Source organism: Streptomyces sp. NPDC088350 (assembly GCF_044753545.1).
Taxonomy (GTDB): Bacteria; Actinomycetota; Actinomycetes; order Streptomycetales; family Streptomycetaceae; genus Streptomyces.
Genome location: NZ_JBIVNL010000009.1, coordinates 1 through 25,390, shown reverse-complemented (window position 1 = coordinate 25,390; position 25,390 = coordinate 1). Strand labels below are relative to the sequence as shown.

At 70.8% G+C, this 25,390-nt stretch carries 20 protein-coding genes; 13 read left to right on the top strand and 7 right to left on the bottom strand.

All coding sequences use genetic code 11. The annotated features are described in order from the left end of the window. Positions 1 to 87: 87 nt before the first annotated feature. From ACIQBL_RS30395 to ACIQBL_RS30385, 3 genes are all read left to right on the top strand, one after another. Positions 88 to 1,053 (top strand): Lrp/AsnC family transcriptional regulator, encoded by a 966-nt coding sequence (locus ACIQBL_RS30395; RefSeq protein ID WP_401946950.1) that lies wholly within the window; start codon positions 88 to 90, stop codon positions 1,051 to 1,053. Positions 1,054 to 1,365: 312 nt separating this feature from the next. Beyond that, positions 1,366 to 3,774 carry a glycoside hydrolase family 3 N-terminal domain-containing protein gene (locus ACIQBL_RS30390; RefSeq protein ID WP_401946947.1) on the top strand — a complete coding sequence of 803 codons (2,409 nt, stop codon included), beginning with the start codon at positions 1,366 to 1,368 and terminating at the stop codon, positions 3,772 to 3,774. 36 nt (positions 3,775 to 3,810) lie between these two features. After that, the gene (locus ACIQBL_RS30385) at positions 3,811 to 5,214 is read left to right on the top strand and encodes an NtaA/DmoA family FMN-dependent monooxygenase (protein ID WP_401946944.1); all 1,404 of its coding nucleotides are present in this window, start codon (positions 3,811 to 3,813) and stop codon (positions 5,212 to 5,214) included. 84 nt (positions 5,215 to 5,298) lie between these two features. Here the strand turns inward: ACIQBL_RS30385 and ACIQBL_RS30380 are convergent, their stop codons facing one another. From ACIQBL_RS30380 to ACIQBL_RS30370, 3 genes are all read right to left on the bottom strand, one after another. Next, positions 5,299 to 6,810 (bottom strand): carboxylesterase/lipase family protein, encoded by a 1,512-nt coding sequence (locus ACIQBL_RS30380; RefSeq protein WP_401946941.1) that lies wholly within the window; start codon positions 6,808 to 6,810, stop codon positions 5,299 to 5,301. Positions 6,811 to 6,814: 4 nt separating this feature from the next. Further along, a complete protein-coding gene (locus ACIQBL_RS30375) occupies positions 6,815 to 9,268 on the bottom strand; it encodes a glycoside hydrolase family 3 protein (RefSeq protein WP_401946938.1) in 2,454 nt (817 codons plus the stop codon). A 117-nt stretch (positions 9,269 to 9,385) separates the two neighbouring features. Next, positions 9,386 to 11,044 carry a CocE/NonD family hydrolase gene (locus ACIQBL_RS30370; protein WP_401946935.1) on the bottom strand — a complete coding sequence of 553 codons (1,659 nt, stop codon included), beginning with the start codon at positions 11,042 to 11,044 and terminating at the stop codon, positions 9,386 to 9,388. Between the two features lie 328 nt (positions 11,045 to 11,372). Between ACIQBL_RS30370 and ACIQBL_RS30365 the strand changes: the two genes are divergently transcribed. From ACIQBL_RS30365 to ACIQBL_RS30350, 4 genes are all read left to right on the top strand, one after another. Then, entirely contained in the window at positions 11,373 to 12,194 is an 822-nt protein-coding gene (locus tag ACIQBL_RS30365) for an ABC transporter permease (protein ID WP_401946932.1), read from the top strand. Next, entirely contained in the window at positions 12,191 to 13,012 is an 822-nt protein-coding gene (locus ACIQBL_RS30360; RefSeq protein ID WP_401946929.1) for an ABC transporter ATP-binding protein, read from the top strand. Before ACIQBL_RS30365 ends, ACIQBL_RS30360 begins: the two co-directional genes overlap by 4 nt. Positions 13,013 to 13,074: 62 nt before the next feature. Beyond that, positions 13,075 to 14,130, top strand: coding sequence for an isopenicillin N synthase family dioxygenase (locus ACIQBL_RS30355; RefSeq protein WP_401946927.1), 1,056 nt, complete (start codon positions 13,075 to 13,077; stop codon positions 14,128 to 14,130). Between the two features lie 106 nt (positions 14,131 to 14,236). Next, entirely contained in the window at positions 14,237 to 15,346 is a 1,110-nt protein-coding gene (locus ACIQBL_RS30350; RefSeq protein ID WP_401946924.1) for an adenosine deaminase, read from the top strand. A gap of 56 nt (positions 15,347 to 15,402) precedes the next feature. Here ACIQBL_RS30350 and ACIQBL_RS30345 read toward each other — a convergent pair whose 3' ends face one another. From ACIQBL_RS30345 to ACIQBL_RS30330, 4 genes are read right to left on the bottom strand one after another with little or no spacing between them, the layout of a single operon-like run. Then, positions 15,403 to 16,326 carry an HpcH/HpaI aldolase/citrate lyase family protein gene (locus tag ACIQBL_RS30345; protein ID WP_401946921.1) on the bottom strand — a complete coding sequence of 308 codons (924 nt, stop codon included), beginning with the start codon at positions 16,324 to 16,326 and terminating at the stop codon, positions 15,403 to 15,405. Continuing rightward, positions 16,326 to 17,558, bottom strand: a complete 1,233-nt coding sequence (locus ACIQBL_RS30340) for a CaiB/BaiF CoA transferase family protein (RefSeq protein ID WP_401946919.1) — start codon at positions 17,556 to 17,558, stop codon at positions 16,326 to 16,328. The genes ACIQBL_RS30345 and ACIQBL_RS30340 overlap by 1 nt, the downstream gene beginning before the upstream one ends. Position 17,559: 1 nt before the next feature. Then, positions 17,560 to 19,011 carry an aldehyde dehydrogenase gene (locus ACIQBL_RS30335; protein WP_401946917.1) on the bottom strand — a complete coding sequence of 484 codons (1,452 nt, stop codon included), beginning with the start codon at positions 19,009 to 19,011 and terminating at the stop codon, positions 17,560 to 17,562. Between the two features lie 7 nt (positions 19,012 to 19,018). Then, the gene (locus ACIQBL_RS30330) at positions 19,019 to 19,978 is read right to left on the bottom strand and encodes a TIGR03621 family F420-dependent LLM class oxidoreductase (RefSeq protein WP_401947861.1); all 960 of its coding nucleotides are present in this window, start codon (positions 19,976 to 19,978) and stop codon (positions 19,019 to 19,021) included. A 111-nt stretch (positions 19,979 to 20,089) separates the two neighbouring features. On the opposite strand from ACIQBL_RS30330, the gene ACIQBL_RS30325 reads away from it, so the two are divergent. From ACIQBL_RS30325 to ACIQBL_RS30300, 6 genes are all read left to right on the top strand, one after another. Continuing rightward, on the top strand, positions 20,090 to 20,944 hold the full coding sequence (locus tag ACIQBL_RS30325) for an enoyl-CoA hydratase/isomerase family protein (RefSeq protein ID WP_401946916.1): 855 nt from the start codon (positions 20,090 to 20,092) through the stop codon (positions 20,942 to 20,944). A 74-nt stretch (positions 20,945 to 21,018) separates the two neighbouring features. Next, on the top strand, positions 21,019 to 22,326 hold the full coding sequence (locus tag ACIQBL_RS30320; protein WP_401946914.1) for an SRPBCC family protein: 1,308 nt from the start codon (positions 21,019 to 21,021) through the stop codon (positions 22,324 to 22,326). Further along, positions 22,323 to 22,667, top strand: coding sequence for a hypothetical protein (locus ACIQBL_RS30315; protein WP_401946912.1), 345 nt, complete (start codon positions 22,323 to 22,325; stop codon positions 22,665 to 22,667). Before ACIQBL_RS30320 ends, ACIQBL_RS30315 begins: the two co-directional genes overlap by 4 nt. Before the next feature lie 16 nt (positions 22,668 to 22,683). Beyond that, the gene (locus ACIQBL_RS30310) at positions 22,684 to 23,460 is read left to right on the top strand and encodes an SDR family NAD(P)-dependent oxidoreductase (protein ID WP_401946910.1); all 777 of its coding nucleotides are present in this window, start codon (positions 22,684 to 22,686) and stop codon (positions 23,458 to 23,460) included. A 64-nt stretch (positions 23,461 to 23,524) separates the two neighbouring features. After that, entirely contained in the window at positions 23,525 to 24,433 is a 909-nt protein-coding gene (locus ACIQBL_RS30305) for a PaaX family transcriptional regulator C-terminal domain-containing protein (protein ID WP_401946908.1), read from the top strand. A gap of 85 nt (positions 24,434 to 24,518) precedes the next feature. After that, positions 24,519 to 25,277 carry an SDR family NAD(P)-dependent oxidoreductase gene (locus tag ACIQBL_RS30300; protein ID WP_401946905.1) on the top strand — a complete coding sequence of 253 codons (759 nt, stop codon included), beginning with the start codon at positions 24,519 to 24,521 and terminating at the stop codon, positions 25,275 to 25,277. Positions 25,278 to 25,390: the final 113 nt, after the last annotated feature.

Here is a 25,390-nt window from a genome sequence, read left to right as displayed (position 1 = left end):
CGTATACAGGTGTGGCGGCTCGTCGCATCCGGGGCCGGGTCGCGTCAGCGTCTAAACTCCCCGGGACGTCACCAAGGGGAGGCTGAGGTGCTCGACGCCGTGGACGACATGATCGTCGCCGCGCTGAGGAACGACGGACGGGCGACCGTCCGGTCGATCTCGAAGCTGGTCGGACTCCCGGAAACCACCACCCGGGCCCGGGTGAACGGTCTGCTGGAGTCGGGCCGGGTCAGCGTCATCGCCGTCCTGCACCCCTCCGTGGATCCCAGTGAGATCACGCTGTACATCCGTGTCCGGCTGCTGCCGGGCTGGGCGTCGCAGATCGCGGACTCCGTCCTCGGGCACTCCTACTGGCTGGCGGAGATCATCGGCGAGCCCGAGGTGATCGCCACGTTCGACGTGACGTCGCTGAGTCACGCGGCCAGACTGACCGACGAGATCGCCCAGCTCTCCTTTGTCTCCATGGTCACGACGGACCCGGTCCTGGGGATCTACATGGGCGTGGGAACGCCCGACGAGGCGGGTGGTGAAGCGGGGCTGTGGCCCGCCAGGGACGAGACGCGACTCGACGAGCAGGACCGTCAGCTCATCCGCTCCCTCCAGGTCGACGGGCGCGCCACCTACACGGCGCTCGCCCGCGCGGCCGGCCTGTCGCTCTCCCAGGCGAGGCGACGCGTCCTCGACCTCATCGACTCCGGTGCCATCCGGATATGGACGACGGTTCAGGAGGCCGATCAGGATCTGGCCCGGGGCGTGCTCGATCTGACCGTCAATCCCAAGACCGTCATGGCCGCGGTCGAGCGTCTCGTCCGACGTCCCGGGGTCGTCTCGGTCTCGCGCATGTGTGGGGCCTCGGCGCTCGCGGTCGACGTCGCCGCCCGCGACACGGTCGAACTCGGTCAACTCGTCGGCGACATCTCCGCGCACCCCGATCTCGTGAGCGTCCGGGTGCAACGGATCCGACTCCTGCGCCGCCAGCTCCAGCAGCGGCTCCGCAGTACTCCCGACCCGTCCTCGGGGGAGGAACAGGCCAGGTCGGAGGCCCTGGACTAGTCAGGCTCGGCGCGGGTGTAAGCACCCGCGCACCGCGTGGGCCCGTCCGGTGTGCCGGTCGGGCCTGAACGTCGTTCGCATATCGGTACGATTGCATGTACGGACGTACTCTGTCACGTATTTGAGTCACATCCCTTACCGGCCGGAAACGCAAGGCCCTCGCCATGGCGGCTGCTCTTGGTGTTTTATGTCGTTGCACCGGACTTAGGAACGAAAACGCCAATGCCTACGTCGGAACCTGTGCCGCGCCTCGGAGCGCGCGCCGTGCCGGAGCGTGTTCGCGTGCGTCCGACCACCGTTGAGGAGTTCCCCATGCCCCGGTCCGTCGAAGACCTGCTCAGCCGGCTGGCGTTGGAGGAGAAGGTCGCCCAGCTCAGCGGCCCCGGTTTCGCGCAGCTGGAGCCCCTGTTCGCGGACTCCGCCGCCGATTCCGGCGTATCGCTGGCCAAGGGGTTCCAGGAGATCGCGCCGCACGGCGTCGGGCACCTCGCCATGCTGGGCACCTTCTGCACCGACCTCGACGCGCTCCCCTCGTTCTTCCGGTCGGTGCAGGACGCCGCGATGACCTGCGGACGGTTCCCCATCCCCGCACTGATCCACTTGGAGGCGCTCAACGGCCTGGTGCATCCCGGAGCGCCGACCTACCCCACCGGCATCGGACAGGCCGCCACCTGGAACCCCGCCCTCACCGCACGGATGGCTACCCTGACCCGGGAACGGATGCGCGCACTGGGCGCGCGTTTCGCTCTCTCCCCGGTCCTGGACATCAGCCGCGACCCGCGCTGGGGCCGCGTCCACGAGACCTACGGCGAGGACCCGGACCTGTCGGCCGCCTTCGGCGTCGCCTTCGTCCGCGGTCTCCAAGGTGAGGACCTGCGTCAGGGCGTGGCCGCCTGCGGCAAGCACTTCATCGGCTACGCGGCCTCGCAGGGAGGCCTGAACTGCGGCGGCGTGAACCTGGGACCGCGCGTCCTCAGGGAGCAGTACGCCCGGCCCTTCGAGGCGGCCGTCCGCGAGGCGGGGCTCGCCACCGTCATGAACTCGTACGCGGAGATCGACGGCCTTCCCGTCGCCGCCGACCCCGAAAAACTCGGCACGCTGCTGCGCGACGAGCTCGGCTTCACCGGTGTCGTCGTCAGCGACTACGCCTCCCTGGACCATCTGACCGTGCTGTTCCATCTGGCCCCGAACCTGAAGGAGGCGGGCCGGATCGCCCTCGGCGCGGGCATCGACGTGGAGTTCCCCGAGTTCCGGGCCTTCGCGGACCTGGCGGAACTGGTGCGTGCGGGCGCTTTGGACGAGTCGGTCGTCGACCGCTCGGCCCGGCACGTCCTCGAACTCAAGGAACACCTGGGGCTGCTCGACCACCTGCTGACTCCTGCGACCCCGGTGCCGGCACTCCCCGCCGTCTCCGCTCCGGAGGCCGAGGTGGAGCTGGACCTGAGCCGCGCCATGGCGGCACAGGCCGTCGTACTGCTGCGGAACGACGGAAGTCTGCCGCTGCACCCGACGCCCGGGCGGGTGGCCGTGATCGGGGAACTCGCCGCCCAGGTCCGCGTGCACTACGGGGCCTACAGCGGAGTCGCCGCCCACGAGTCGACCCTTTCGGGGTTCGAGGTGAACTTCGAGGGCGGCGGCCTGGACGACGTGCACGGGATGCGACTCATCCCCACGCCCGGATTCCCGTACCGCTTCGAGGAGTGGGCGCGTGAGGTGGAGCCGCACGCGGTGAGCGTGAGCGACGCCCTGGAAGAGCTGCTGGAGGATCCGGCGCTACTGGTCCGCGCCCCCTTCGGCGGCCCGGAGGCCACCACCCCCGACGACCTGGCCCGCGCCGCCGAAGCCGCCGCCGGGGCGGACGTCGCCGTCGTGGTCGTCGGCGAGCGCACCGGCTGGGTCGGTGACGTGACGGCCGGCGAGCAGGTCGACCGGCAGGATCTGCGCCTGCCCGGCGGCCAGGAAGCCCTGGTCGAGGCGGTCGCCGCGACGGGCACCCCGACCGTGGTCGTCGTGATCAGCGGACGCCCGCTCCTGCTGGACCGGGTGACCGGCCACGCGAACGCCGTCCTGTGGGCACCGCTGCTCGGTCCCGCCGCGGGCCCGGTCCTGGCGGACGCCCTCCTCGGACGCACCGCACCGGCCGGACGTCTGCCCGTCTCCTTCCCCGTCTCGATCGGCCAGCTCCCGGTCTTCCACGGCAGCCGCGCGGGCAGCGGATACGACACCCCCGGCGGCGCCGAGGTCACCTACGTCGACGGCCCGGCCCGCCCCCTGTTCCCCTTCGGACACGGACTCACCTACACGCGCTTCACCTACGGCGACGCGCGACCCGCCGTCCGCGAGGTCACGGCCGGCGGTGACATCGACGTGAGCGTGGACATCACCAACAGCGGCGACCGGGACGCCGACGAGGTGGTCCAGCTCTACGCCCGTGACCTGGTCGCCTCGACCGTCCGCCCGGTGCGGCAGCTCCTGGCGTTCACCCGGGTACACATCCCCGCCGGCGTGACCAAGCGCGTCCGTCTGACCGCCCCGGTCAACGCGCTCGCGCTGATCGACCCGCACGGGGTGCTCGTCCTCGAACCCGGAGAGGTCGATCTGAGGATCGGCGCGAGTTCCTCCGACATCCGTGCGCGCACCACGCTCACGATCACCGGCGAGGTGACCCGCGTTCCCCGCGACGGCCGGTTCCTCGGCAGTGCGGACGAACCTTCCCTGTAAAAAGCCGCATTCGAACGCCAGTTGGAGGCAGCAGACATGAATACCGAGCGCAAGCCCCTCACCTTCGGAGTCATCCAGGGACTGAGCATGGCAGGCCTGGTCACCGGCATCTGGGCGCACCCGGACAACACGTCGGGGGAGTTCCTGACGCTGGACTACTGGACGAAGATGGGCCGCAAACTGGAGGAGGGAGGCATCGACTTCCTGTTCCTGGCCGACCAGTTCGCCTATCCGCTGAAGAACGGCACGATGGCGGCGCGCGCGGTCGAGGACGCCGTCGCCTTCCCCATGGGCGACCCGCTGGTCGCCCTGTCCGCCATCGCGGCCGCGACCTCCCGGCTCGGACTGGTGGCGACGATGTCCACCATGACGGAGCCGCCCGCCCACATCGCCCGCAGGCTCTCGACGCTCGACTCCCTGAGCGGAGGGCGCATCGGATGGAACATCGTGACGGGCGCCAACCAGGAATCCACCACGCGCCTTTTCGGCACCGCCATACGGCCGCACGCCGAACGCTACGCGATCGCGGAGGACTTCCTGGAGCTGACCCTCAAGCTGTGGGAGGGCTCCTGGGAGGCTGACGCCGTCATCAACGACAAGGCCAAACGGATCTACGCCGACCCCGCCAAGGTGCACGAGATCAAGCACGAGGGCCCCTACTTCAGGTGCGAGGGCGCGCTCCCCGTGCCGCCGTCCCCGCAGCGCACACCGCTGCTCTTCCAGGCGGGTACGTCGAGCGCCGGCCGCCGGTTCGCGGCCAAGTACGCCGAAGCCGTCTTCATCCCGGGAAGCCACCCGGAGAAGGCGATCGCCGACATCGCAGCCATCCGTACCCTGGCGCAGGAGGAGTTCGGGCGGGACGCCGACGCGATCAAGTTCGTCTGCGGCGCGCTGTTCATCACCGGCGACAGCGCGGAGGAAGCCGTACGACGGCGTACGGAGATGGCCGGCTACTCGACGCTGGAGTCGGCCATGCTGGAGTGGTCCTACCACACGGGCATCGAACTGACCGAAGCCGACATGGACAAGCCCATCCCCGGCAGCAAGCAGACGACGACGGACAGTTCCAAGTCGCTGGTCGAGAAGTACGCGAGCGGCAAGGGCGCAGAACGGCAGCCGCAGACGATCGGCGAGATGCTGGAACACCTGAGGGTCCACGGGACGACCGGACTGGGATTCGTCGGCACTCCCGAGCGGATCGCCGACGAGGTCGAGGAGTTCGTGGACCGCACGGGCGTCGACGGCTTCCTCATCGAGCCCTTCACCACACCCGGCACCTACGACGACTTCGTCGACCGGATCATGCCCGTCCTGCGGGAACGAGGCCTCGCGAAGACGGGGTACGAGAACGCCACGCTCCGCGAGCACCTGTTCGGCGCGGGACGGGCGACCCTTCCGGAGAACCATGTGGGCGCGTCGTTCCGGCCCGGGGCGAAGTGAGCGGGTGAAGTGAGCGCGTGAACTGACGGGAACGGTGCCCGGCCTGGAGCAGGCCGGGCACCGTTCCCGTCGCCGATTCCCCGCTTACACAGCCGATTCGGGGACGGTCGCAGGATGCGCCGCGAGCTGCCAGGCAGCGGCGGTGGCAGTGGGCGGTTCGCTCACGGGGCCGGGGGCGCCGAACACCTGGACGTCGGCGGCGCCGGGTGTGTGCGGGGCCCAGCCCGGGTCACCGGTGCGAGCGAAGCCGGCCCAGGCCGCCATCACCTGTCGGCCGAGTGCCGCGGAGCCGTCCCACTGGCGGTACAGCTGGGCCAGCGGATTGTCGTCGCTGTCGTGGGTGCCGAACACAAGGGCCGCCTCCATGCCGTGTGACGGTCCGACGACCGGCAGGTCCGCGGCGAAGAGATAGCGGTACGCCCTGCCCCCGGCGCGCGTGTGGGCCTCGGCCATCCGGGCGGCCGGGACGCGGTAGAGGTGGTCGCCGAGGAAACGCAGGCGCAGCCGCGCCGTGCCGGCGTCCGGCTCGGCGGCACGGTAGGCGTCCAGCAGGCCCCGGGCCGCGTCTTCCCCCACCGCGCCGGCGACCTCGTCGTACAGCGCGTCGACCGTGGGCGGTTCGGTGCCGGGCTGCCCGAACACCTCGGCCGCCAGCATCTCGTCGCGGTTCGCGCCGATGAGCAGCGGTACGGTGACGGTGTCGCCGGCTTCGGCGGCCTGCACGGGCGTGCGGGGCAGAACGGTGCCGTCCAGCACCGGTCCCCAGGAACGTCCGCCGGGCAGGGCCCGCACCCCCATGTCGGCGGGGACGATCTTCGCCTGGGCGGCCAGGATGTCCTCGACCGGCAGGTCGAGGAGCTGCTCGGGGCGGCGGACGCCGACGGTGTCGAGCAGGTCGGCGGCCAGTCGGCGTGCCGTGGCCGGAGCGTAGATCCGGGCGACCGGTGGGCTCATCAGCACCGCCCGCCGGAACAGGCCCCGGGCAGTGGGCATGGCCAGCAGACAGCCGACGGAACTGGCCCCCGCCGAGCCCCCGAAGACGCAGACGTTGTCCGGGTCGCCGCCGAACCGCGCGATGTTGCGGCGCACCCAGTGCAGCGCCGCGACCTGGTCCTGCAGTCCCAGGTTGACCGAGCCGGACCAGTTCTCGCCGCCGATGCCGGTCAGGTCCAGGAATCCCAGGGCGCCGACCCGGTAGTTGAAGGCGACCGCGACGACATCGCCGCCCCGCATCAGCCATTGCCCGTCGGTTCCCGGCGGTGCGGCGCTTCCGGACTCGAAGGCGCCGCCGTAGATCCACACCATCACCGGTCTGTGGCCGTGCACGTCCGGGGTCCACACGTTCACGTGCAGGCAGTCCTCGTCGTGCATGGCGTCCGGGGGCGACCACGGGTCGGGGTTCTGCGCGGGCGACGCGCGGAAGGCCGTGGCGTCCCGTATCCCCTGCCAGGGCCGGGGTGGCCGGGGCGGACGCAGCCGCAGGGGTCCGACGGGCGGCTCGGCGAACGGGATTCCCGCGAACACCGATCCGCCGTCGTCCAGCGCCCGCCCGGCCAGTTCCCCTTGTTCGACGGTTGCGGAAACGGTGTCCGACAACTGCTCACTCCTCATCGGCCGCGACGATGACCTTGGTGCTCACCGGACAGTCGGCGACGCTGCGCCCGGCCTCGACGACATAGGTACCCGGGACGGTGGTCCAGGCGGAAGCATTCTCGTCCCAGATCTGGAAGGCGCGGGCCGGAAGGCCGACGGCGACCTCGGCCATCTCGCCGGGGGCTGCCTGTACCGAGGCGAAGCCCGCGAGCCAGCGGGCGGGACGCTCCACGGCGTCGGCGACCGGGGCGAGGTAGAGCTGGACGACCTCACGGCCGGGCCGGGAACCGGTGTTGCGGACGCGGACGGTCGCTGTGCGGCCCTCGACGGCCACCGTCTCGTAGGACCACTGGGTGTAGCCGAGGCCGTGGCCGAACCAGTAGGCGGGGGCCGGGGCGCCGGGGCGCTGCCAGGCGCGGTAGCCGATGAAGAGGCCCTCGGTGTAGGGGAGGGTGCCGTCCTCGGCGGGGACCACCTGGGTGACGGGGGCGTCGGTGAGACGGACGGGCCAGGTGGTGGGGAGCCGGCCGCCGGGTTCCTCGGCGCCGAGCAGGACGTCGGCGAGGGCGGCGCCTGCCTCCTGACCGGGGAACCAGCCGAGGAGGATCGCGGCGACGTCGTCGCGCCAGGGGAGTTCGACCGGCGAGCCGGAGTTGACGACGACGATGGTGCGGGGGTTGACGGCGGCGACCCGGGCGACGAGTTCGTCCTGGCGGCCCGGGAGCCGGAGGGAGGTGCGGTCGAAGCCCTCGCTCTCGACGCGCTCGGTCGTCGCGACCACCACGACGGCGACCTCGGACGCGGCGGCGACGGCGACGGCTTCCTCGATCAGTTCGTCGGCGTCACGCTGCGGTTCGCCGTGCACCAGTGAGAAGTCGATGATCTGGATCACGGCGTCTTCGTTGTCCGGCGGAATGTAGGTGAGGCTCACCACGACCGGCTGTCCGGCCGTCAGCTCGACGCTGCCGTGGCCCGTCGGGGAGCCGAAGAACCCTTCGAGGGGATCCTCCGCGTCGCAGACCTGCACCCCGTCGAAGAGCACCTCGCCGTCGACGACCAGGGTGAAGCCGCCGAACCCACTGGTACCGAAAACGTGGGACCCGCTCTCACCCGGCGTGAAGGTGCCGACCGCCTCGACACTGTGGACCGTCTCGTACGACACGCCCTCGGGCAGGTCGATGCCGGACCACCACACCTTGCCGTTGTGCAGCGAGCCGGTGCCGAGTACGTCGCCCTCGGCGTCGCGCACGACGGCCCGCAGGTCGAAGCCCTGGTCGGCGATGCCGAGTTCTTCGCTGGGGTCGGCGCCGACGGCGAAGGTCAGCGCGACGCCCGCCGGGAGGGCGGTGCGCAGACCGTCGAGGGGGGAGACGACGTTTTCCGGGATCACCTGCGCGGATCCGCCGCCGAGCACCCGGGCCTCCCGCGCCGCCTTGCCGATCAGGGCGACGCTGCGCAGCACCGAGGGGTCCAGCGGCAGCGCGGCGCCCTCGTTCCGTACGAGGACGAAGGCGCGCCGGGCGATCTCGCGGGCGAGGGCCTCGCCGTCGACGGTCTGGGGGAGGACGGTCACCGCCGCCGGAACGCCGTCCAGGACGCCGACTTTGGCGGCGAGCCTCAGCACGTTGCGCACCGCTTCGTCGACGAGGTGTTCCGCGACCCGTCCGGCACGCACGGCGCCGGCGAGCGCCTCGCCGTAGACCGTCCGCGGACCGGGCATGGCGATGTCGAGGCCGCCGGTGATGTCGCCGACGGTGTCGCGGGCGGCCAGCCAGTCGGAGACGACGCAGCCGTCGAAGCCCCATTCGCCGCGCAGGACCGCGTTCTGCAGATAGCGGTGTTCGGTCATGCTGGAGCCGTTGACCGAGTTGTAGGCCGACATGATGCCCCACGGGTGGGCGTTCTTGACGATGGCTTCGAAGGGGGCGAGATACAGCTCGCGCAGCGCCCGCGCGCTCACGATGTTGTCCACCGTGAAGCGGTCGGTCTCGGCGTCGTTGGCGACGAAGTGCTTGACCGTCGTCCCGACGCCGCCCTCCTGGACGCCCCGCACATAGCCGGTGCCGATCTCTCCGGTGAGGTGCGGGTCCTCGCTGTAGGCCTCGAAGTGCCGTCCGCCGAGCGGCGAGCGGTGCAGGTTGACGGTGGGCGCGAGCAGTACATGGACGCCCTTGCGGCGGGCCTCCTGGGCGAGCAACACGCCTGCCCGGCGGGCGAGTTCGGGGTCCCAGGTGGCGGCGAGCGCGGTGGGGCTGGGCAGCGCGATCGACGGATCGTCGGCCGTCCAGCGCACACCGCGCACCCCGATCGGGCCGTCCGTCATCACCAGGGAGCCCAGCCCGATCTCGGGCAGCGCGGGGAGCGTCCACATGTCCTGGCCGGCCAGGAGCCGTGCCTTGGCGTTCAGGTCGAGGGTGCCGAGAGCCGCCTCGACGGCTTTCGTGAGCTCTGTGTCGGTCATGGGATGTGTGCTTCCTTGTGAGGTCGTACGGGTGGTTCGGCGGGGGTCCTTGATGTGTGCGGCACCGACAGAGCGCCGGCAAAGGGGACGGCGGCCCTCCGCAGGAGGCCGGACGCGTCAGACCGACGGCGGGATCACCGGGAGTTCGATCCAGCTGTCGCCCGCACCGAGCAGGACGTCGCTGACGAACGAGCCGTCCGGCTGGCTCAGACCCCAGCGCGGGAAGTTGCTGTGGGCCACGTGCACGCGCAGTCGGTGGCCGGCCGCGAGCTCGACGCTGGTCGACCACAGGTCGACGGTCACGGTCCGTTCGCCCGACGCTTCCGCCGGGCCGTCGGCGGACCCGACCCGGGTCACCCCGTCTACCAGGTTGATCGACTTCCCGTCCGGGTGGACGTCGCACACGCGCACCACCCAGTCCGAGACCGTCGCCCCGGGCCGCACCCGGAGGTGGGCGCGGACCCGGCCGGTGATCTCCAGCGGCTCGCGCAGCGGATCGGTGGTGAACACGAGCACGTCGTCCCGGCACTCGACGTCGCGCTGGTTCCAGGCACCCCAGGGGAAACCGTCGTGCATCGCCAGGCCGCCGCCCACCGTCGGCACCGGCTCGGACGCCTCGAACGCGAGCGTCGCGACCGCCGGCGACACGCCGTCCGCGCCGTCGTCGGCCGAGGATTCTCCGTGCGGGCCGCGCAGGACGGCATGCTCGGCGGCCTCCAGCTCCAGCCGGGTGGACACCGCCCGGGCCAGTGGCCAGCTTTCCTCGTCCCGCCACTCGTCGCGCCCCATGACGAACAGCCGTACCGGTGCCCGGTCGAGGGGACGGTCGGCGAGCACCGCGTCGAAGAACTCGAAGTGCTCCGCCGCGATGGACGAGGTGAGGCCCATGGACTGTCCGCCGGCGGCTAGTCCGAAGTTCACCTCTCCCACCTGCGGGGTGAAGTCCGGGCTGTGCGTCCAGGGTCCGACGACGAGATGGCTGGATACGCCCAGTTCACGCTGCCGGGCGAAGTTGTCGAGCGTTCCCTGCAGGAAGACGTCGTACCAGCCGCCGATGTGCAGGGCAGGAGTGCTGATCTCCTCCAGGTAGGAGCTGACGTCCAGCTCCGCCACCGTCTTGGGGTCGGCGTCCGCGCGGCGCAGGCCGATGTCGGGTACGTCCAGCTTCTCCAGCCACGGAATGCGTCCCGCCGGATAGTTCAGGTACTCGCCCCGGCCGAGCCCGTCGTAACGGTGCGCCGCCTCCATCGCTTCGGCGTGCTTGCCGCGGCGCATCAGCTCGGTCATTCCTGTCATGAGTGACCAGACCACGTTCAGTCCGTGCTCCGGGACTCCGCCGCGGCGCAGGATGCCGTCCAGTGGATTCGACCAGGTCATGCCCGGCGCGATGGCACGCAGTTCGGGGGCGCCCGACGCGGCTGCCCGCCACTGGGTGTTGCCGAGGTAGCTGGCGCCGGACATGACGACCCGGCCGTCGCAGAAGTCCTGCGCGGCCACCCAGGCGACGGCGTCGAAACCGTCCTCGGTCTCGTGCTTCCAGGGCAGCCACTCGCCCTCGGAGGTGCCGCGGCCCCGTACGTCCTGGATGACCACGGCGTATCCGCGACCGGCGGCGAACCGCGGATCGAGGTAGACGGGCTGGTAGGGGGATGCCTTGTCGTACGGCGTTCTGACCAGCAGCACAGGGCGTCGGTCGGTGTCGTCGGGACGGTGGATGTCGGCGCGCAGCACGACTCCGTCCCGGGTGGTCATCGGGACGTCGGTCTCGAGTGTCATCCGCATCTCGGTACAATTACACGTACTTTCGTACCCTGTCACGTACTTGTTGCCGAGCCGAGTGGACCATGCGCCGTCGGTGGGCCGACGTGTCCCAATCCTTACAAGCTCGAAACGCGGGGCTCTCGCCAAGATGGCCAGCAGTGGTGTTTTATGTCATCACTCCGCGCTGGAGAACGAAAACGCAAGCATCCCCGGGTCTCGGGGTGCGACGCGCAAGCCCACCGCACCAGCGCCGGCACGGCCCCCTTCGAGTAAGGACATCCCTGCGATGACGGAGATCCAGGCAAGCGCACGCAACGGGCCGGCTGTTCAGCAGCCGCCGGCCGTGAGCGTCGATTCCGCCCGCAAGACGAAGCGGGCCCGCCGGGAGTGGGGAGACTCACCGCTCTTCCGCACGATCACACCGACCCTGGCCGTGGTCCTGGCGGTGGTGGCCTGGCAGGTCGCCACGAAGGCCGGGAACTTCGCTCCCACGGTCCTGCCCTCCCCGACCCGCGTCGCCCAGGCCGCCTGGACCGACCGTGAAGCGCTCTGGCAGAACACGATCCCGACCCTTCAGGTGACGATCGTCGGGCTGGTCGTCTCGGTCGTCGTCTCGGCGGTCCTGGCGACGCTCCTTAGCTTCGTACCCCTGCTGCGCAACGCGACGCTGCCGCTGCTGATCGTCGCGCAGTCCATCCCGATCATCGTGCTGGCCCCGCTGTTCGTCATCTGGTTCGGGTTCGGACTGGGGCCGAAGATCGGGCTCATCGTGATCACCACGGCGCTGCCCATGACGATCTCCCTCCTCCAGGGATTCCTGTCGGCCGACCCCGACGCGGCGACCCTGATGAAGTCGCTCGGCGCGGGCCGCGTCAAGGTGTTCCTGCGCCTCCAGGTCCCCTCCTCGCTGCCCTTCTTCTTCACCGGTCTGCGGGTCGTCGCCAGTTTCGCCGTCCTGGCGGCCATCTTCGCGGAGACGGTCGGCGCGGTGAACGGGCTCGGTATCTACATGGCGACGGAGAAGAACATGCTCCGGACGGATCTGGTGCTGGCCGCCGCCGTCATCAGCATCGCCATCAGCCTCCTGCTGTTCTCGCTCACCTACCTGCTCGAAACCCTCGCGATGCCCTGGGAACGCCGTCGGAAGGCGATGAGGTCCGAATGACGAACACCGTGACAACCGGCAAGTCCCCCCACTCCGTGACCGGCCCCCTGCTCTCGGTCCAGAACGTGACCAAGACCTTCCCCGGCCCGCGCAGGACCCGCAACCCCGTGATCCACGACGTCTCCCTGGACCTCGCGCCCGGTGAGTTCGTGTCCGTCATCGGCCCCAGCGGCTGCGGCAAGTCCACCCTGTTCCAGATACTCGCCGGGCTGCTGCGCCCGGACGAGGGATCCGTCACCTACCACGGCGACGCGACCCGAGGTCCGTACTCGGCGTACATGCCGCAGAAGGACCTGCTGCTGCCCTGGCTCACCGCCCAGGACAACGCCGCACTCGGCCTGACCCTCGGCGGGATGTCGAAGGCGGACGCCCGCAAGAAGGTGTCCGACCTGCTGGGCACGTTCCGGCTCGACGGATACGCCGACGCCTACCCGTTCGAGCTGTCGGGCGGCATGCGGCAACGCGTCGCGCTGCTGCGCACCATGGTCCTGGAACGGCCGATCCTGCTGCTCGACGAGCCCTTCGGCGCACTCGACTACCTCACCCGCACGGAACTGCAGATCTGGCTCTCCCAGATCTGCGCCGAACTCGGCCAGTCGACCATCCTCATCACCCACGACGTCCCCGAAGCGCTCATGCTGTCCGACCGCGTCTACGTGCTCTCCAACCGGCCGGCCCAGGTGCGCATGGTGCTCGAACAGTCCGAGCCGCGTCCCCGCACGCTGGACTTCATGGAGACCGAGCTGTTCACCCACAACGAACGCACGCTGCTCGCCGAGCTGACCCACAGCGCGGCGCGACCGGCGGGCGTCAGCTGATCACCGATCCGACAGTCCGGATCACCGATCCGACAGTCCACCCGACAGTCCAAGGGGGCACCATGTCATCCGCGTCGTCCGAGTTCCGCGTTCCGGTCATCGACATCGGCCCGTATGTACACGACGGGTCCGCCGCCGACCGGGCGGAGGTCGCGCGCCGACTCGACCACGCCTGCCGCACCGTGGGTTTCATCCAGGTCGTCGGCCACGGGATCGCGGACGAGGTCCTCGACGGACTCGGCGACGCGATCGACGGGTTCTTCGCGCTTCCCCTGGAGTCGAAGAAGCGCTGGGTCCGCCCGGCGGGCGAGAACCGGGGCTACAGCCCGCCCAAGAGCGAGTCGCTGAGCTACAGCGTCGGCCTCGACCCCGTGACCCGCATGAACGACTTCTTCGAGGCGTTCAACGTCGGGACCTCCGCCGCCGAGTACCCGGGCGCCGCCGTGTCCGAAGCGGACTACCCGCCCTCGGTGTGGCCCACCGAACCGTCGTCGTTCAAGGAACAGGTCGAGGCCTACTACGCCGAGGCCCGGCGCGTCGCCCGCACCCTCACCGAGGTCGCCGCGGACGCCCTCGGGGTCGAGCGGTCCTACGTCGAGGGTCTCACCGACCACTCGATCGACGTGCTCCGCATGAACAACTACGCGCTGCCGCCCGGTGAGATCGAGCTGGGCGCCGAGCTGACCGGCATGAGCGAGCACACCGACTTCGGTCTGCTGACCGTCCTGTGGGCCGACCGGGTCGAAGGCCTCCAGGTGCTCGGCGGCGACAACGCGTGGCACGACGTCCAGCCCGCGGACGGCGCACTCCTGGTCAACCTCGGTGACGTGGCGGCCCGGCTCACGAACGACGTGTGGATGTCCACCCTGCACCGGGTCACACCGCCCGTGGTGAACGGAACCATCAAGCGCCGCAGGTCGGCCGCGTTCTTCCACGACGGGAACGCGGACGCGATCGTCGCGCCCCTGCCGTCCTTCGTCGCCCAGGGGGAGGAGCCGTTCTACGAGCCGATCACGGTCAAGGACCACATCCTCGCCAAGCTGGAGGGCTCCCGGGCGGGCCGCAAGAACCCCCACGCCCCGCGCGAGGCCGCGAGGGTGACCGCCGCCGCAGGCTGACGGGGCGTAGTCCCTGGACAACCCCGGTCCCGTCGGCGACACACCCGTCGGCGGGACCGGTGTCCCACGCTGCCGGCAAGCGCCCTTCAACCCAGGAGGTAGAACCATGCCCTCATCCGGCGATCCGAACGCCACCGACGAGTTCCCGCCGATGGCACGGGAGGAGGAGCGGGTGGTGCTCGCCCGGCGGCTCCCCAAGGCGGAGCTGCACATGCACCAGGTGGGCGCGCTCGCCCCGTCCGAGCTGGCCCGGCTGCACAGGCGGACCACCGGGGCCGGCCTGTCCCGGGCCCAGGCGGACTCCGCCTACGACCTGCGCAGCCTCGGGAAGTTCTTCGACGACCTCGACCGGGCGGTCCGGCTCTGGGGCGACGAGGCGCTGGTCACCGAGGGCGTCCTGCACATGATCGCCGGCGCCTACGACCGCGGCGTCCGCCACCTGGAGCTGCTGTGCACCCCGGATCTGCACCGGGACGAGATCGGCATGGAGCCCGAGGTACTGCTGCGGGCGGTCGGCGAGGCGTTCCGCGTCGCGGGCGACGAACTCGGCCTCACCGGCGGCATCATCATCGAACTGCACCGCTTCGGCGGCCCGCAGGCAGCCCTCGACATGGTCGAGCAGACCGCCGCACTGCGCGAGAAGGGCATCCCGATCCTCGGCTACGGAAACGACGGCGACCACCACACCGTCCCGTTCGAGGCCCTGGCACCGGCCTACGAGCGGGCCCGTGCCGAGGGCTACCGGCTCACCGGCCACGCCGACACGATCGAGGACGTCGCCGCCGCGCTCGACCTCGGCCTCGACCGCATCGACCACGGCTGGATGGGCGTCGACGACCCGGAGGTACTGCGCCGCCTGCGGGCCACCCGTACGCCGATGACCTTCACGCCCACCGCGTACGCGCTCGGCGGGCTGGTCTCCCGGACCCGGTACGCCGACGCCTGGCGCGTCCTGGACGACAGCGGCGTACCGATGCTGATCGGCACCGACGACCCGGAGCTGTTCCACACCGACCTCGCCCAGGACTACGCGCTCCTGGCCAACGCGCTGCGCTGGTCCAACGAACAGCTGGGCGCCGCAGCGAAGCGTTCGCTGACCCACGCCTGGTTCTTCGACGGCGACGGCGCCGACGTACGCGCACACTGGTTCGCCGAGATCGACGCGCTCGCCGCCGATCCCCGCAGCCCGCGCCGGGAACCACCCACGGAAGCCTGACGACGTCCGGACTTGCCTCCAACTGTCCCACCCCACCTGTCAGTTGGAGGCAACCGTCAGCCCGTCCCCGCAGCCTTCGCGAGAACGTTGGCCGCGAGCCGGACGTGGGCCGCGTCGACGAGGCGGCCGTCGTGGCCGATGGCGCCCGTGCCGCCGGCTTCGGCGTCGCGGTACAGCGCCGTGATCTCCTGGGCGGCGGCGATCTCCGCCGGGGTCGGGGTGAACACCTCGTTGGCAAGGGGGACTTGGCTCGGATGGATGGCCCACTTGCCGTCGAAGCCGAGGAGGGCCGCCTGTCTCGCGGACCGCAGGTAGCCGTCGGGATCCCGGTACGCCGGGTGAGGGGCGTCGATGGCGGCGATGCCCGCCGCGCGGGCGGCGGCGAGGATCTGGAAGCGGGCGTAGTGCCAGAAGTCGCCGGGGTAGGGGCCGACGGGGTCGAAGTTGCCGTCGACGCGGGCGTGCAGCGACACCGAGAGGTCGCCCGCGCCGAAGACGATCGCCTCCAGCCGGTCGCTGGCGCGGGCGATCTCGGCGGCGTTGGCCAGGCCCTCGGCCTCCTCGACGAGCACCTCCAGGGCGATGGGCCGGGTGAGGCCGAGCTTCCGCTCCAGCTGGGTCAGCAGGACGTCGACCCACCAGACGTCGCGGGCCCGGCGCACCTTGGGGACGATGATCACGTCGAGTGCCTCGCGGGCGCCGGTGACGATCTCGATGATGTCGTCGTGGCACCAGACGGTGTCGAGGCCGTTGATACGGACGGCGCGCAGCGTCCGCCCCCAGTCCTGGCCGGTCAGCGCGGCCACCGCGATACCGCGCGCCGACTCCTTGACGACCGGGGCGCAGGCGTCCTCCAGGTCGAGGAAGACCAGGTCGGCCCCGGACTGCGGCGCCTTGGCGCACATGCGCTCGCTGCTGGCCGGCGTCGCCAGTTCGGACCGGCGGGCCCGGCCGGCGGGCAGGTGCCCGGCGGCGGGCATCAGATCGTCCCCGTGGAGCGCAGTGCGGCGAGCTCGTCCGGACCGAGGCCGAGCAGGTCGCCGTAGACGAGGTCGTTGTCCTGGCCGAGGGCACCGCCGAGGTGGTCGACGCGGCCCGGGGTCTCGCTCAGCCGGACGACCGGGGCGTGTACGGTCATCCGGCCGAGGTCGGCGTCGTCCAGGTCGAGGAACATGCCCCGGGAGCGCAGGTGTTCGTCGGCCAGCAGGGCGGGCGCGTCGTACACCGGCGCGGCGGCGACCTCGGCCGACTCGAAGATCTTCATCGCCTCGTCCAGCGTTCGTCGGCCGATCCAGTCGGCCACCACCCGGTCGACCTCCGCCGCCCGCTCCTGGCGGCGCACGGGGTCGACGTAGTCCGGATTACCCGCCAGGTCCGGCCGCTCGACGGCACGGAACAGCCGTACGGCGATGCTGGGCGACGCGCTGGAGACGGCCAGCCACTGGCCGTCGGCGGTGCGGTAGGTGTTGCGCGGGGCGCTGGCCGGCAGCATGTTGCCCGACCGGCCCTTGACCAGGCCGAGTTGGTCGTACGCCAGGGTGCCCGCTTCGAGCAGTCGGGCCAGCGGTTCGACGAGGCTGACGTCCACCAGCTGGCCGCCGGCGCCGTGCACGTCCCGGTGGTACAGGGCCATCATCACGGCGTAGGTCGCGGCGATCCCGGCGACGCCGTCGGCGAGCATGAACGGCGGGAGCGTGGGCGGTCCCTCGGGCGGGCCGGTGGTGTGGGCGAAGCCGCTCATGGCCTCGGCGAGGGTGCCGTAGCCGGGGCGGTCGCTCTTCGGGCCGCCGCGTCCGTAGCCGGTGATGTGGACCATCACCAGGTGCGGGTGCGCCTCGTGCACGGACTCGTAGTCGAGGCCCCAACGGGCCAGCGTGCTCGGGCGGTTGCCCACCACGAACACGTCGCTGACCGCGAGCAGCCGGTGCAGCAGGGCCTGGCCGTCGGGGGTGCGCAGGTCGAGAGTGGCGAGCTTCTTGTTGCGGGCGATGCTCTTCCACACCAGCCCGATGCCGTCACGCCGGTCGCCCCAGGTGCGCATCGGGTCGCCGCCGTCGGGCTGCTCCACCTTGACGACCTCCGCGCCGAACTCGCCGAGCGCGGTGGCCACGGTGGGGCCCGCCGCCAGCGTGGCCGTCTCCACCACGCGCAGCCCGTGGAGCGGGCCCGGCCGCTCGGGAACCGCGGATTCCGACGGTGTGCCGGCCGCCATGTCAGCCCACCTCCGCGACCGAGACGGACTTCGACTCCAGGTATCCGTCCAGGCCTTCGGGTCCCAACTCCCGTCCGATACCACTGGCCTTCATCCCGCCGAAGGGGGCGGCCGGGTCCATGGTGTACGGCTGGTTGACGCCGTAGGAGCCGGTACGCACCCGGCGGGCCACCGCCAGCCCTCGCTCGGTGTCCGCGGTCCACACCGAACCGGACAGCCCGTAGTCGGAGTCGTTCGCGATCCGGACGGCGTCCTCGTCACCGTGGTGGGGGATGACGCTCAGGACGGGTCCGAAGATCTCCTCGCGGGCGATCCGCATGCCGTTGTCGACGTCGGCGAAGAGCGTGGGGCGGACGTACCACCCGGTGTCCAGCCCGTCCGGCTGCCCGGTGCCGCCGAGCACGAGGCGGGCTCCCTCGCGTTGCCCGTCCGCGATGTGGCCGCGTACCCGGTCCTGTTGCCGGCGGCTGACCAGCGGGCCGATCCCGGTGGCGGGGTCGGCGGGGTCACCGACCTGGAGGCCCTCGACCATGGTGGCCAGTGCGTCGAGGTACTCGTCGTGGCGGGCGGCCGGGACGAGCACACGGGTCTGTGCGACGCAGGTCTGTCCGCTGTTCATCAGGCCGGCCAGTTCGATGCCCTTGGCGACCGCGGTGGGGTCGGCGTCGTCGAGGACGACGGCGGCCGACCTGCCGCCCAGTTCGAGACCGACGCGCTTCAGCGAGGCGCCGCAGGTCGCGGCTATCTCGCGGCCGACGGCGGTCGAGCCGGTGAAGGACACCTTGTCCACGTCCGGGTGTCCGACCAGATGGCGGCCGGCCTCGACGTCGGCGGGGAGGATGCTCACCACGCCCTCGGGCAGGTCCGCCTCGATGACGAGTTCGGCGAGCAGCTGCGCGTCGAGCGGGGTCTGGGGTGCCGACTTGACGACGACGGTGCACCCGGCCAGCAGCGCGGGGGCGAGCTTTCCGACGATCAGGAACTGCGGCATGTTCCACGGAACGATCGCGGCGACGACCCCGACCGGCTCCTTGCGGACCAGGATGTCGCCACCGAAACGGCCCGGACGCCGTTCCTCCCACGCGACCGTGCCGGCGATGTCGGCGTAGGCGTCGAGCAGCAGCGTGGGCAGGGTGGCCTGGGAGAACTTCGAGAAGCTGATGGGGGCGCCCATCTCCGAGGTGATCAACTGCGCCATCTCGCGGCGCCGTTGCCTGTAGAGGCTCGCGAGCCGCCGGACGGCGGCGACGCGCTCCGCGGGAGCGAGCCGCGGCCACGGCCCCTCGTCGAACGCGGTCCGTGCCTTCGCCACCGCCCGGTCGACGTCCGCCGGGCCCGCCGCGGCGACCGTCGCGATCACCTGCCCGGTGTGCGGGGACACCACGTCGATGACCTGGCCGGTGCTCGGATCCGCCCACCGACCGCCGATGAACAACCGCTTCTGTTCGGTCACTTGACCCTCATTTCCCGGCGAGGCGGGCGGCCACGGGGGCGAACCTCTCCGCCTCGGACTGCTGGACGGTGATGTAGTTCGGTCCGAAGACCTCGCGCCGTTCCTGGAGCCGGTCCACGATCTCGTCGACGGTGCCGATCAGCACGTTCGGGTGGTCGAGCAGGACGGCGGGCGGGGTGTGGAGCGCCTCGGCCAGCTTCGCCGCGGCGGCTTCGGGTGCGTCGGTGATCCGGACGAAGAACGGGGAACTCTCGATCTCCAGCTCGCCGAAGCGCTCCCCGGCCGCCTCCCGGACCACGCCGAACCGGTGCGCGGCTTCCTCCGGCGGAGTCCGGCCGACGCCGTTCACCTCGTCGAAGGGCACGTTCGCGATGCTCACGATGTCCGCCGCGCGGGCCGCGAAGGACAGGACGCGTCGGCGGGAACCGCCGATCATGATCGGCGGTCGCGGACGCTGGACCGGTATCGGCAGACCCGCGAAGTCCACGGCCGTCGCGAACTCGCCCCGCACATCGAGGGGTTCACCGCTCCAGTGGGCCTTGACCAGCGCCACGACCTCCTCCAGCTGGTCCACCCGCCGCGGGGCCGGGGCGAACGGGAGGCCGAGCGCTGTGAACTCGCGCTCGCTCCAGCCGGCCCCGATCCCGAACTCCAGCCGCCCGTCGGACAGCAGGTCGAGGGTGGCCATCTCCTTCGCGAGCACCGCCGGTACGTGGTAACCGGCGCAGAAGACCCGGCAGCCCACCCGGAGTGTCTCCGTGCTCGCGGCGGCCATGGCCATCGCGGTGATCGGCGCGAGGTGCTGGGGCGGCATGCGGGACTCGCGTGCCGCCGGGCCGGGCCCGAGGTAGTGGTCCGCGACGAACAGTGTCGTGTAGCCGAGGTCCTGCACCGAGCGGGCGAGATCCCGCCACTCGCCCGCCGAAGTAGCCCTCGTGCCCTGGACGGCGAATCTGAAGAGCTGCATTCTTGTCACGTACGAGACGATAACTGTTCACTACTGTGGGCGCCATGCCCCGGGGTGGCGCTCCTTCGGTGCGGGCCGACGGTGCCCCGCCGCGACGACGAAGGGACGGCAGTGGTCAAGCGTGCGAGGTTCGAGGACTACCAGGACCGGTACCCCAACTACGAGTTCGAGCTGAGCGAGGAGGGCATCCTCCTCATGCGGTGCCACACCGGCGGCGGCAGCCTCGTGTGGGACTGGAAGTCCCACGACGACATGGCGGACGCCTTCGCGGACATCGCCGGCGACCGGGAGATCAAGGTCCTCATCCACACCGGCACCGGCGCGAACTACAACGCCGACTGGGGCCGGATGCCCGACGGCGAGTTGCCGAAGGAGCCGGTCTACGACGCGATGCCCGGCGTCCGCGGTCTGCACAAACTGGACGAGAAGGCCTGGTACAACCACAACCTCATGTGGAACGTGCTCAACGTCGGCGTCCCGATGATCAGCGTCGTCAACGGGCCGTGCAACATCCACTCCGAGGTCCCGCTGATGGGCGACATCGTGCTGGCCTCCGAGGACGCCTGGTTCCAGGACGTCTCGCACTTCCCGCGCGGCCAGGTGCCCGGCGACGGACAGCATGTGATCTGGCCGTTCCTGGTCGGCCACAACCGGGGCCGCTACCTGCTGCTGACCGGCAGGAAGCTGTCCGCGCGGGAGGCGATGGACTGGGGCGCCGTCGCGGAGGTGCACCCCAAGGAGGCCGTGCTCGACCGGGCCTGGGAACTCGCCCGCGAGCTGGCGAAGCGGCCCCACCTGACGCTCCGCTACACCCGGCAGCTGTTCACCCAGGAACTCAAGCGCCGCTTCCTCGACGAGCTGGGCCACGGTCTCGGCCGCGAGACGTACGCACAGCAGGAGTTCTTTCCCTTCGGTGGCGGGATGGAGCCTTTGGACCGCGCCTGGGACGAGAAACCCTGGACGTGATAGGCGACAGATATCTTGTGTACGTGCCGCAAACTGCTTAACGTAAGAACGAGGCAGACGAGAGGACGAACGACATGACGGGACTGCAGGAGCGCCTGGCCACCGGCAGGGGCAAGTTCACACCGCAGTACGCGGACCTCGGCACCGCACCGGTTTCGTACGAGGACTGCGTCTCACCGGAGTTCTTCGAGGCCGAGCGCGAGGCGGTCTTCAAGAGGTCCTGGCTGTACGTCGGCCGCTCCGAGCAACTGCGGCGCAAGGGCTCGTACTTCACCCGGGAACTGCCCGGACGGCTGGCGTCGATCGTCGTCGCCCGCGGCCGGGACGGCAAGGCCAACGCCTTCCACAACGTCTGTGCCCACCGCGGCAACAAGGTCGTCTGGCAGGAACACCCGGGGGAGGAGAGCAAGGGCTTCTGCCGCGAGTTCCACTGCAAGTACCACGGCTGGCGGTACGGACTCGACGGGCAGGTCACCCACGTCACGAACGAGCAGGAGTTCTTCGACCTCGACAAGAACCGGCTGCGCATGCCGCCGGTGCACTGCGAGGAGTTCGCCGGATTCGTCTTCGTGAACCTCGCCGAGGACCCGGTCCCGCTCCGGACGTTCCTCGGCGACCGGCTGCTGGAACTGGAGGAGTACCCCTTCGAGCTGATGACGCAGCGCTACGGATTCCGCTCCCGCATCCGCGGCAACTGGAAGCTCGCCGTGGACTCCGTCTGCGAGTGGTACCACCCGCCGTACGTCCACGCCCGCTTCATCGACAAGGACGTCAGCAAGGCGGAGAAGATGGTGCCGCCCGTGGACTCGTACCACTACGACCTGTTCACCCCGCACATGCTGACCTCGGTCCCCGGACCGCCCCCGCTGCCGGCCCGCGAACCCGGCACGGCGGGGCCCGCCGGCCGCGACCAGAAGTGGGTCTACCGGCTGTTCCGGGCCGGGCTGTTCGGTCCCGACGACGTTCCCGACATCGGCCCGCAGCCGGAGTTCCTCAACAAGGGGCGGATCCGGGCCTGGAGCAACGACCAGTTCTGGCTGTTCCCGAACCTGTCCGTCCAGATCTGGCAGCGCGGCTACTACATCACCTACACCTACTGGCCCGAGTCGGTCGACTCGCACATCTACGACATCGACCTCTACTTCGTGCCGCCGAAGAACGCGCAGGAACGGCTGGCCCAGGAACTCGTCGTCGACAGCACCATCGAGTTCGCCATGCAGGACGTCAACACCATCGAGGCGACGCACTCGGGCCTGTCCACGCGCGCCAACCAGGAGTTCCACCTCAGCGATCAGGAACTGCTGATCCGCCACTTCCACAAGACGGTCCGCGACACCGTCGCCGCGCACCGCGCGGGCGCCGAACAGGAGGAGGCCCGATGACCGACACCACGGAGCCACTGCTTCCCGACGGGTTCACCGACCTCGAACCGTACGTACCGGAATGGGCCCTGCCGACCCGTCAGGAGCGGTACGCCACACGGTTGTCCAAGACACTTCCCGAACTGACCGAGTTCTACGACGCGGTCGCGCCACGCGCAGAGGAGGCGATCGGCCACCTGAACGGCCAGGACATCCACCACCTGCCCGAACCGGCCGGCCGTCTGCTGCGCCTGCTCTACTCCATGATCCTCGTGTCGTACGCGGTGAACGTCTTCGAGCAGCCGCGTATCCCCGACTCGGGCGCGGCCTTCTTCGACACCACCGCCGAGCCGGCGGTCTGAGAGGGGAGCGCACGGCGTGGTGGTTCACCTGAACGGACCGGACGGGCGCCGGGCCGCCGTCGTCACCGGCGGCGGGTCCGGCATGGGCCGGGCGATCGTCCACCGCCTCGCGCGGGACGGGTTCGCGGTCGCCGTCCTCGAACTCGACACTCCGGCCGCCGAGAAGGTGGCCGAGGAGGTACGGGCCGACGGCGGCGAGGCCCTCGCGGTCGGCGGGGTCGACGTGTCCGACCGCGCACAGGTCGACGAGGGGATGCGGCGCGCCCGGCGGGCGTTCGGCCCGCTGCTGGTCCTGGTCAACAACGCGGGCATCACCGGATTCCGCGACTTCGCCGACATCACGGACCAGAAGTGGGGCCGGATGATGGCGGTGAACCTCGACGGCCCGTTCCACTGCGCCCAGGCCGTACTCCCCGACATGGTCGACGCGGGCTGGGGACGCATCGTCAACATCTCCTCGTCCAGCGCGCAGAGCGGACAGCCGTACATGGTGCACTACGTGACCTCGAAGGCCGGGCTGATCGGCTTCACCAAGGCGCTGGCCCTGGAACTCGGCCCGAAGGGGATCACGGTCAACACCATTCCGCCCGGGTTCATCGACACGCCGATGCTCCGCGAATCGGAGCGCCGGGGCGTACTCGGCGGCAGCATCGAGGACCACGCGGCCCGCACGCCCGTACGCCGGGCCGGCCGCCCGGAGGACATCGCCGCCACGTGCGCCTTCCTGGTCTCGGACGAGGCCGGGTACGTCACCGGACAGGTCGTCGGCGTGAACGGGGGGCGCAACACCTGATGACGCGCCCCCTGAGGACCGGCCGACCGGTCGCCCGGCACCGCCCGCCGGTAACCTCACGCTGATGACCGTCCAGACACTCGTCGACATCGACCTGCCCCGGACCCAGACCGGCGCGAACCCGCAGCACCTGATCCTCGGCCTGTTCACCGACTACTGGTTCCGGACGGACGAGCCGCTGCCGTCCGCCGCCCTGGTCGCGCTGCTCGGCGACTTCGGCATCACCCCGGTGAGCGCCCGCGCGGCCATCGGGCGGCTGGCCCGGCGGGGCGTGCTCGACGTGTCCAAGCAGGGCCGCCGGACGTTCTACGCGATGGCACCGGACGCCGCCCGGGCCCTGGAACAGAGCCAGCGCCGCATCGTGGAGTTCGGCACCGGCGACCGCCCGTGGGACGGACTGTGGACGACCGTGGTCTTCTCCGTCCCCGACGAACAGCGCGACCTGCGGCACGTCCTACGGCGCCGACTGCGCTTCCTCGGCTACGCGGCCGTCCACGACGGTGTGTGGATGTCGCCCCACGCCGACCAGGAGCAGACGGTCGAACTGCTGGAGAGCGTCGGCGTCGGCAGGGCGACGGTGCTGCGCTCCACGGTGACGCACGCGATCGGCCACGGAGACCCGCTGACCGCCTGGGACCTGGACGCCATCCGCGCCGGCTACGAGGAGTTCGACGCCGAGTACGCCCCCCTGCTGGAGCGCGTGACCCGCGGCCACGTCGGATCGGCGGAGGCCCTGGTCGCGCGCTCGACGGTCAAGGACTTCTGGCGCGAGATCATCAGCACCGACCCCGAACTCCCGGAGAACCTCCTGCCCGACGGCTGGCCCAACCGCACCGCGCGCTCGGTCTTCGCCGGCATCTACGACTCCCTCGGACCGCTCGCCGAGTTCCGCGTCCGGCAACTGCTCACCGAGCACGATCCGGCGCTCGCCGAGCGGACCGGTCACCGCACCACGGCGGACCTCCCGTCGTGAGTCCGGCCGCCGCGGTACCGGCCGGGCCGCCCGTCCTCTCCCGGTGACCCCTTTCCGGGAATTCACCCCGTAAGGAGCTGAAGCCATGACGGTCACAGCAGGACGACTCGCCGGCAAGGTCGCCGTCATCACGGGCGCCGGGTCCGGCATGGGCCGGGCGGCGGCGCTGCTGTTCGCGCGCGAAGGTGCCCGTGTCGTGTGCGCCGACCGCAGCGGTGCCCAGGACAAGGTCGCTGCGGAGATCGGCGAGGCGGCCCACGCCGTGCACGCCGACGTGTCGGTCGCCGCCGACGTGCGGCACATGATCGAGGCGGCCGAACGGCATTTCGGCCGCCTCGACGTGCTCTGCAACAACGCCGGCTTCGGCGGCCCCCGCAAACCGATCACCGAGCAGGACGAGAGCACCTTCGACGACGTCCTCGCGGTGAACCTCAAGGGCGTCTTCCTCGGCATGCGGTACGGCATCGCCTCGATGCTGCGCACCGGCGGCGGGTCCGTGGTGAACACCGCCTCCGCCGCCGGCCTCGTCGGATGGAAGGGACACTCGCTGTACGCGGCTGCCAAGGGCGGCGTCGTACAGATGACGAAGTGCGCGGCACTCGACCACGCGACACAGAACGTACGGGTCAACGCGGTGTGCCCCGGCATGACATGGACCGGTCTGGCCGGGGCCACGGCGGACACCCCGGAGCCCCCGCCGGACGCGGTGATGAAGGCCCAGCCCATGCACCGCTGGGGCCTGCCCACCGAGTTGGCCGCCGCCATGCTGTTCCTCGCGAGCGACGAGGCGTCGTTCATCACCGGCGCCGCGCTCCCGGTCGACGGCGGCTACGTCGTTCCCTGACCCTCTGCTGCGGCGACGGTCATTCGGCCGGTTCGTGCGTGGAGTCGGCCGGGGTGGCGAGCATGTGGGTGAAGGTCTCGGCGATGGCGGCGATGTCCACGGAGGGGTCGTGC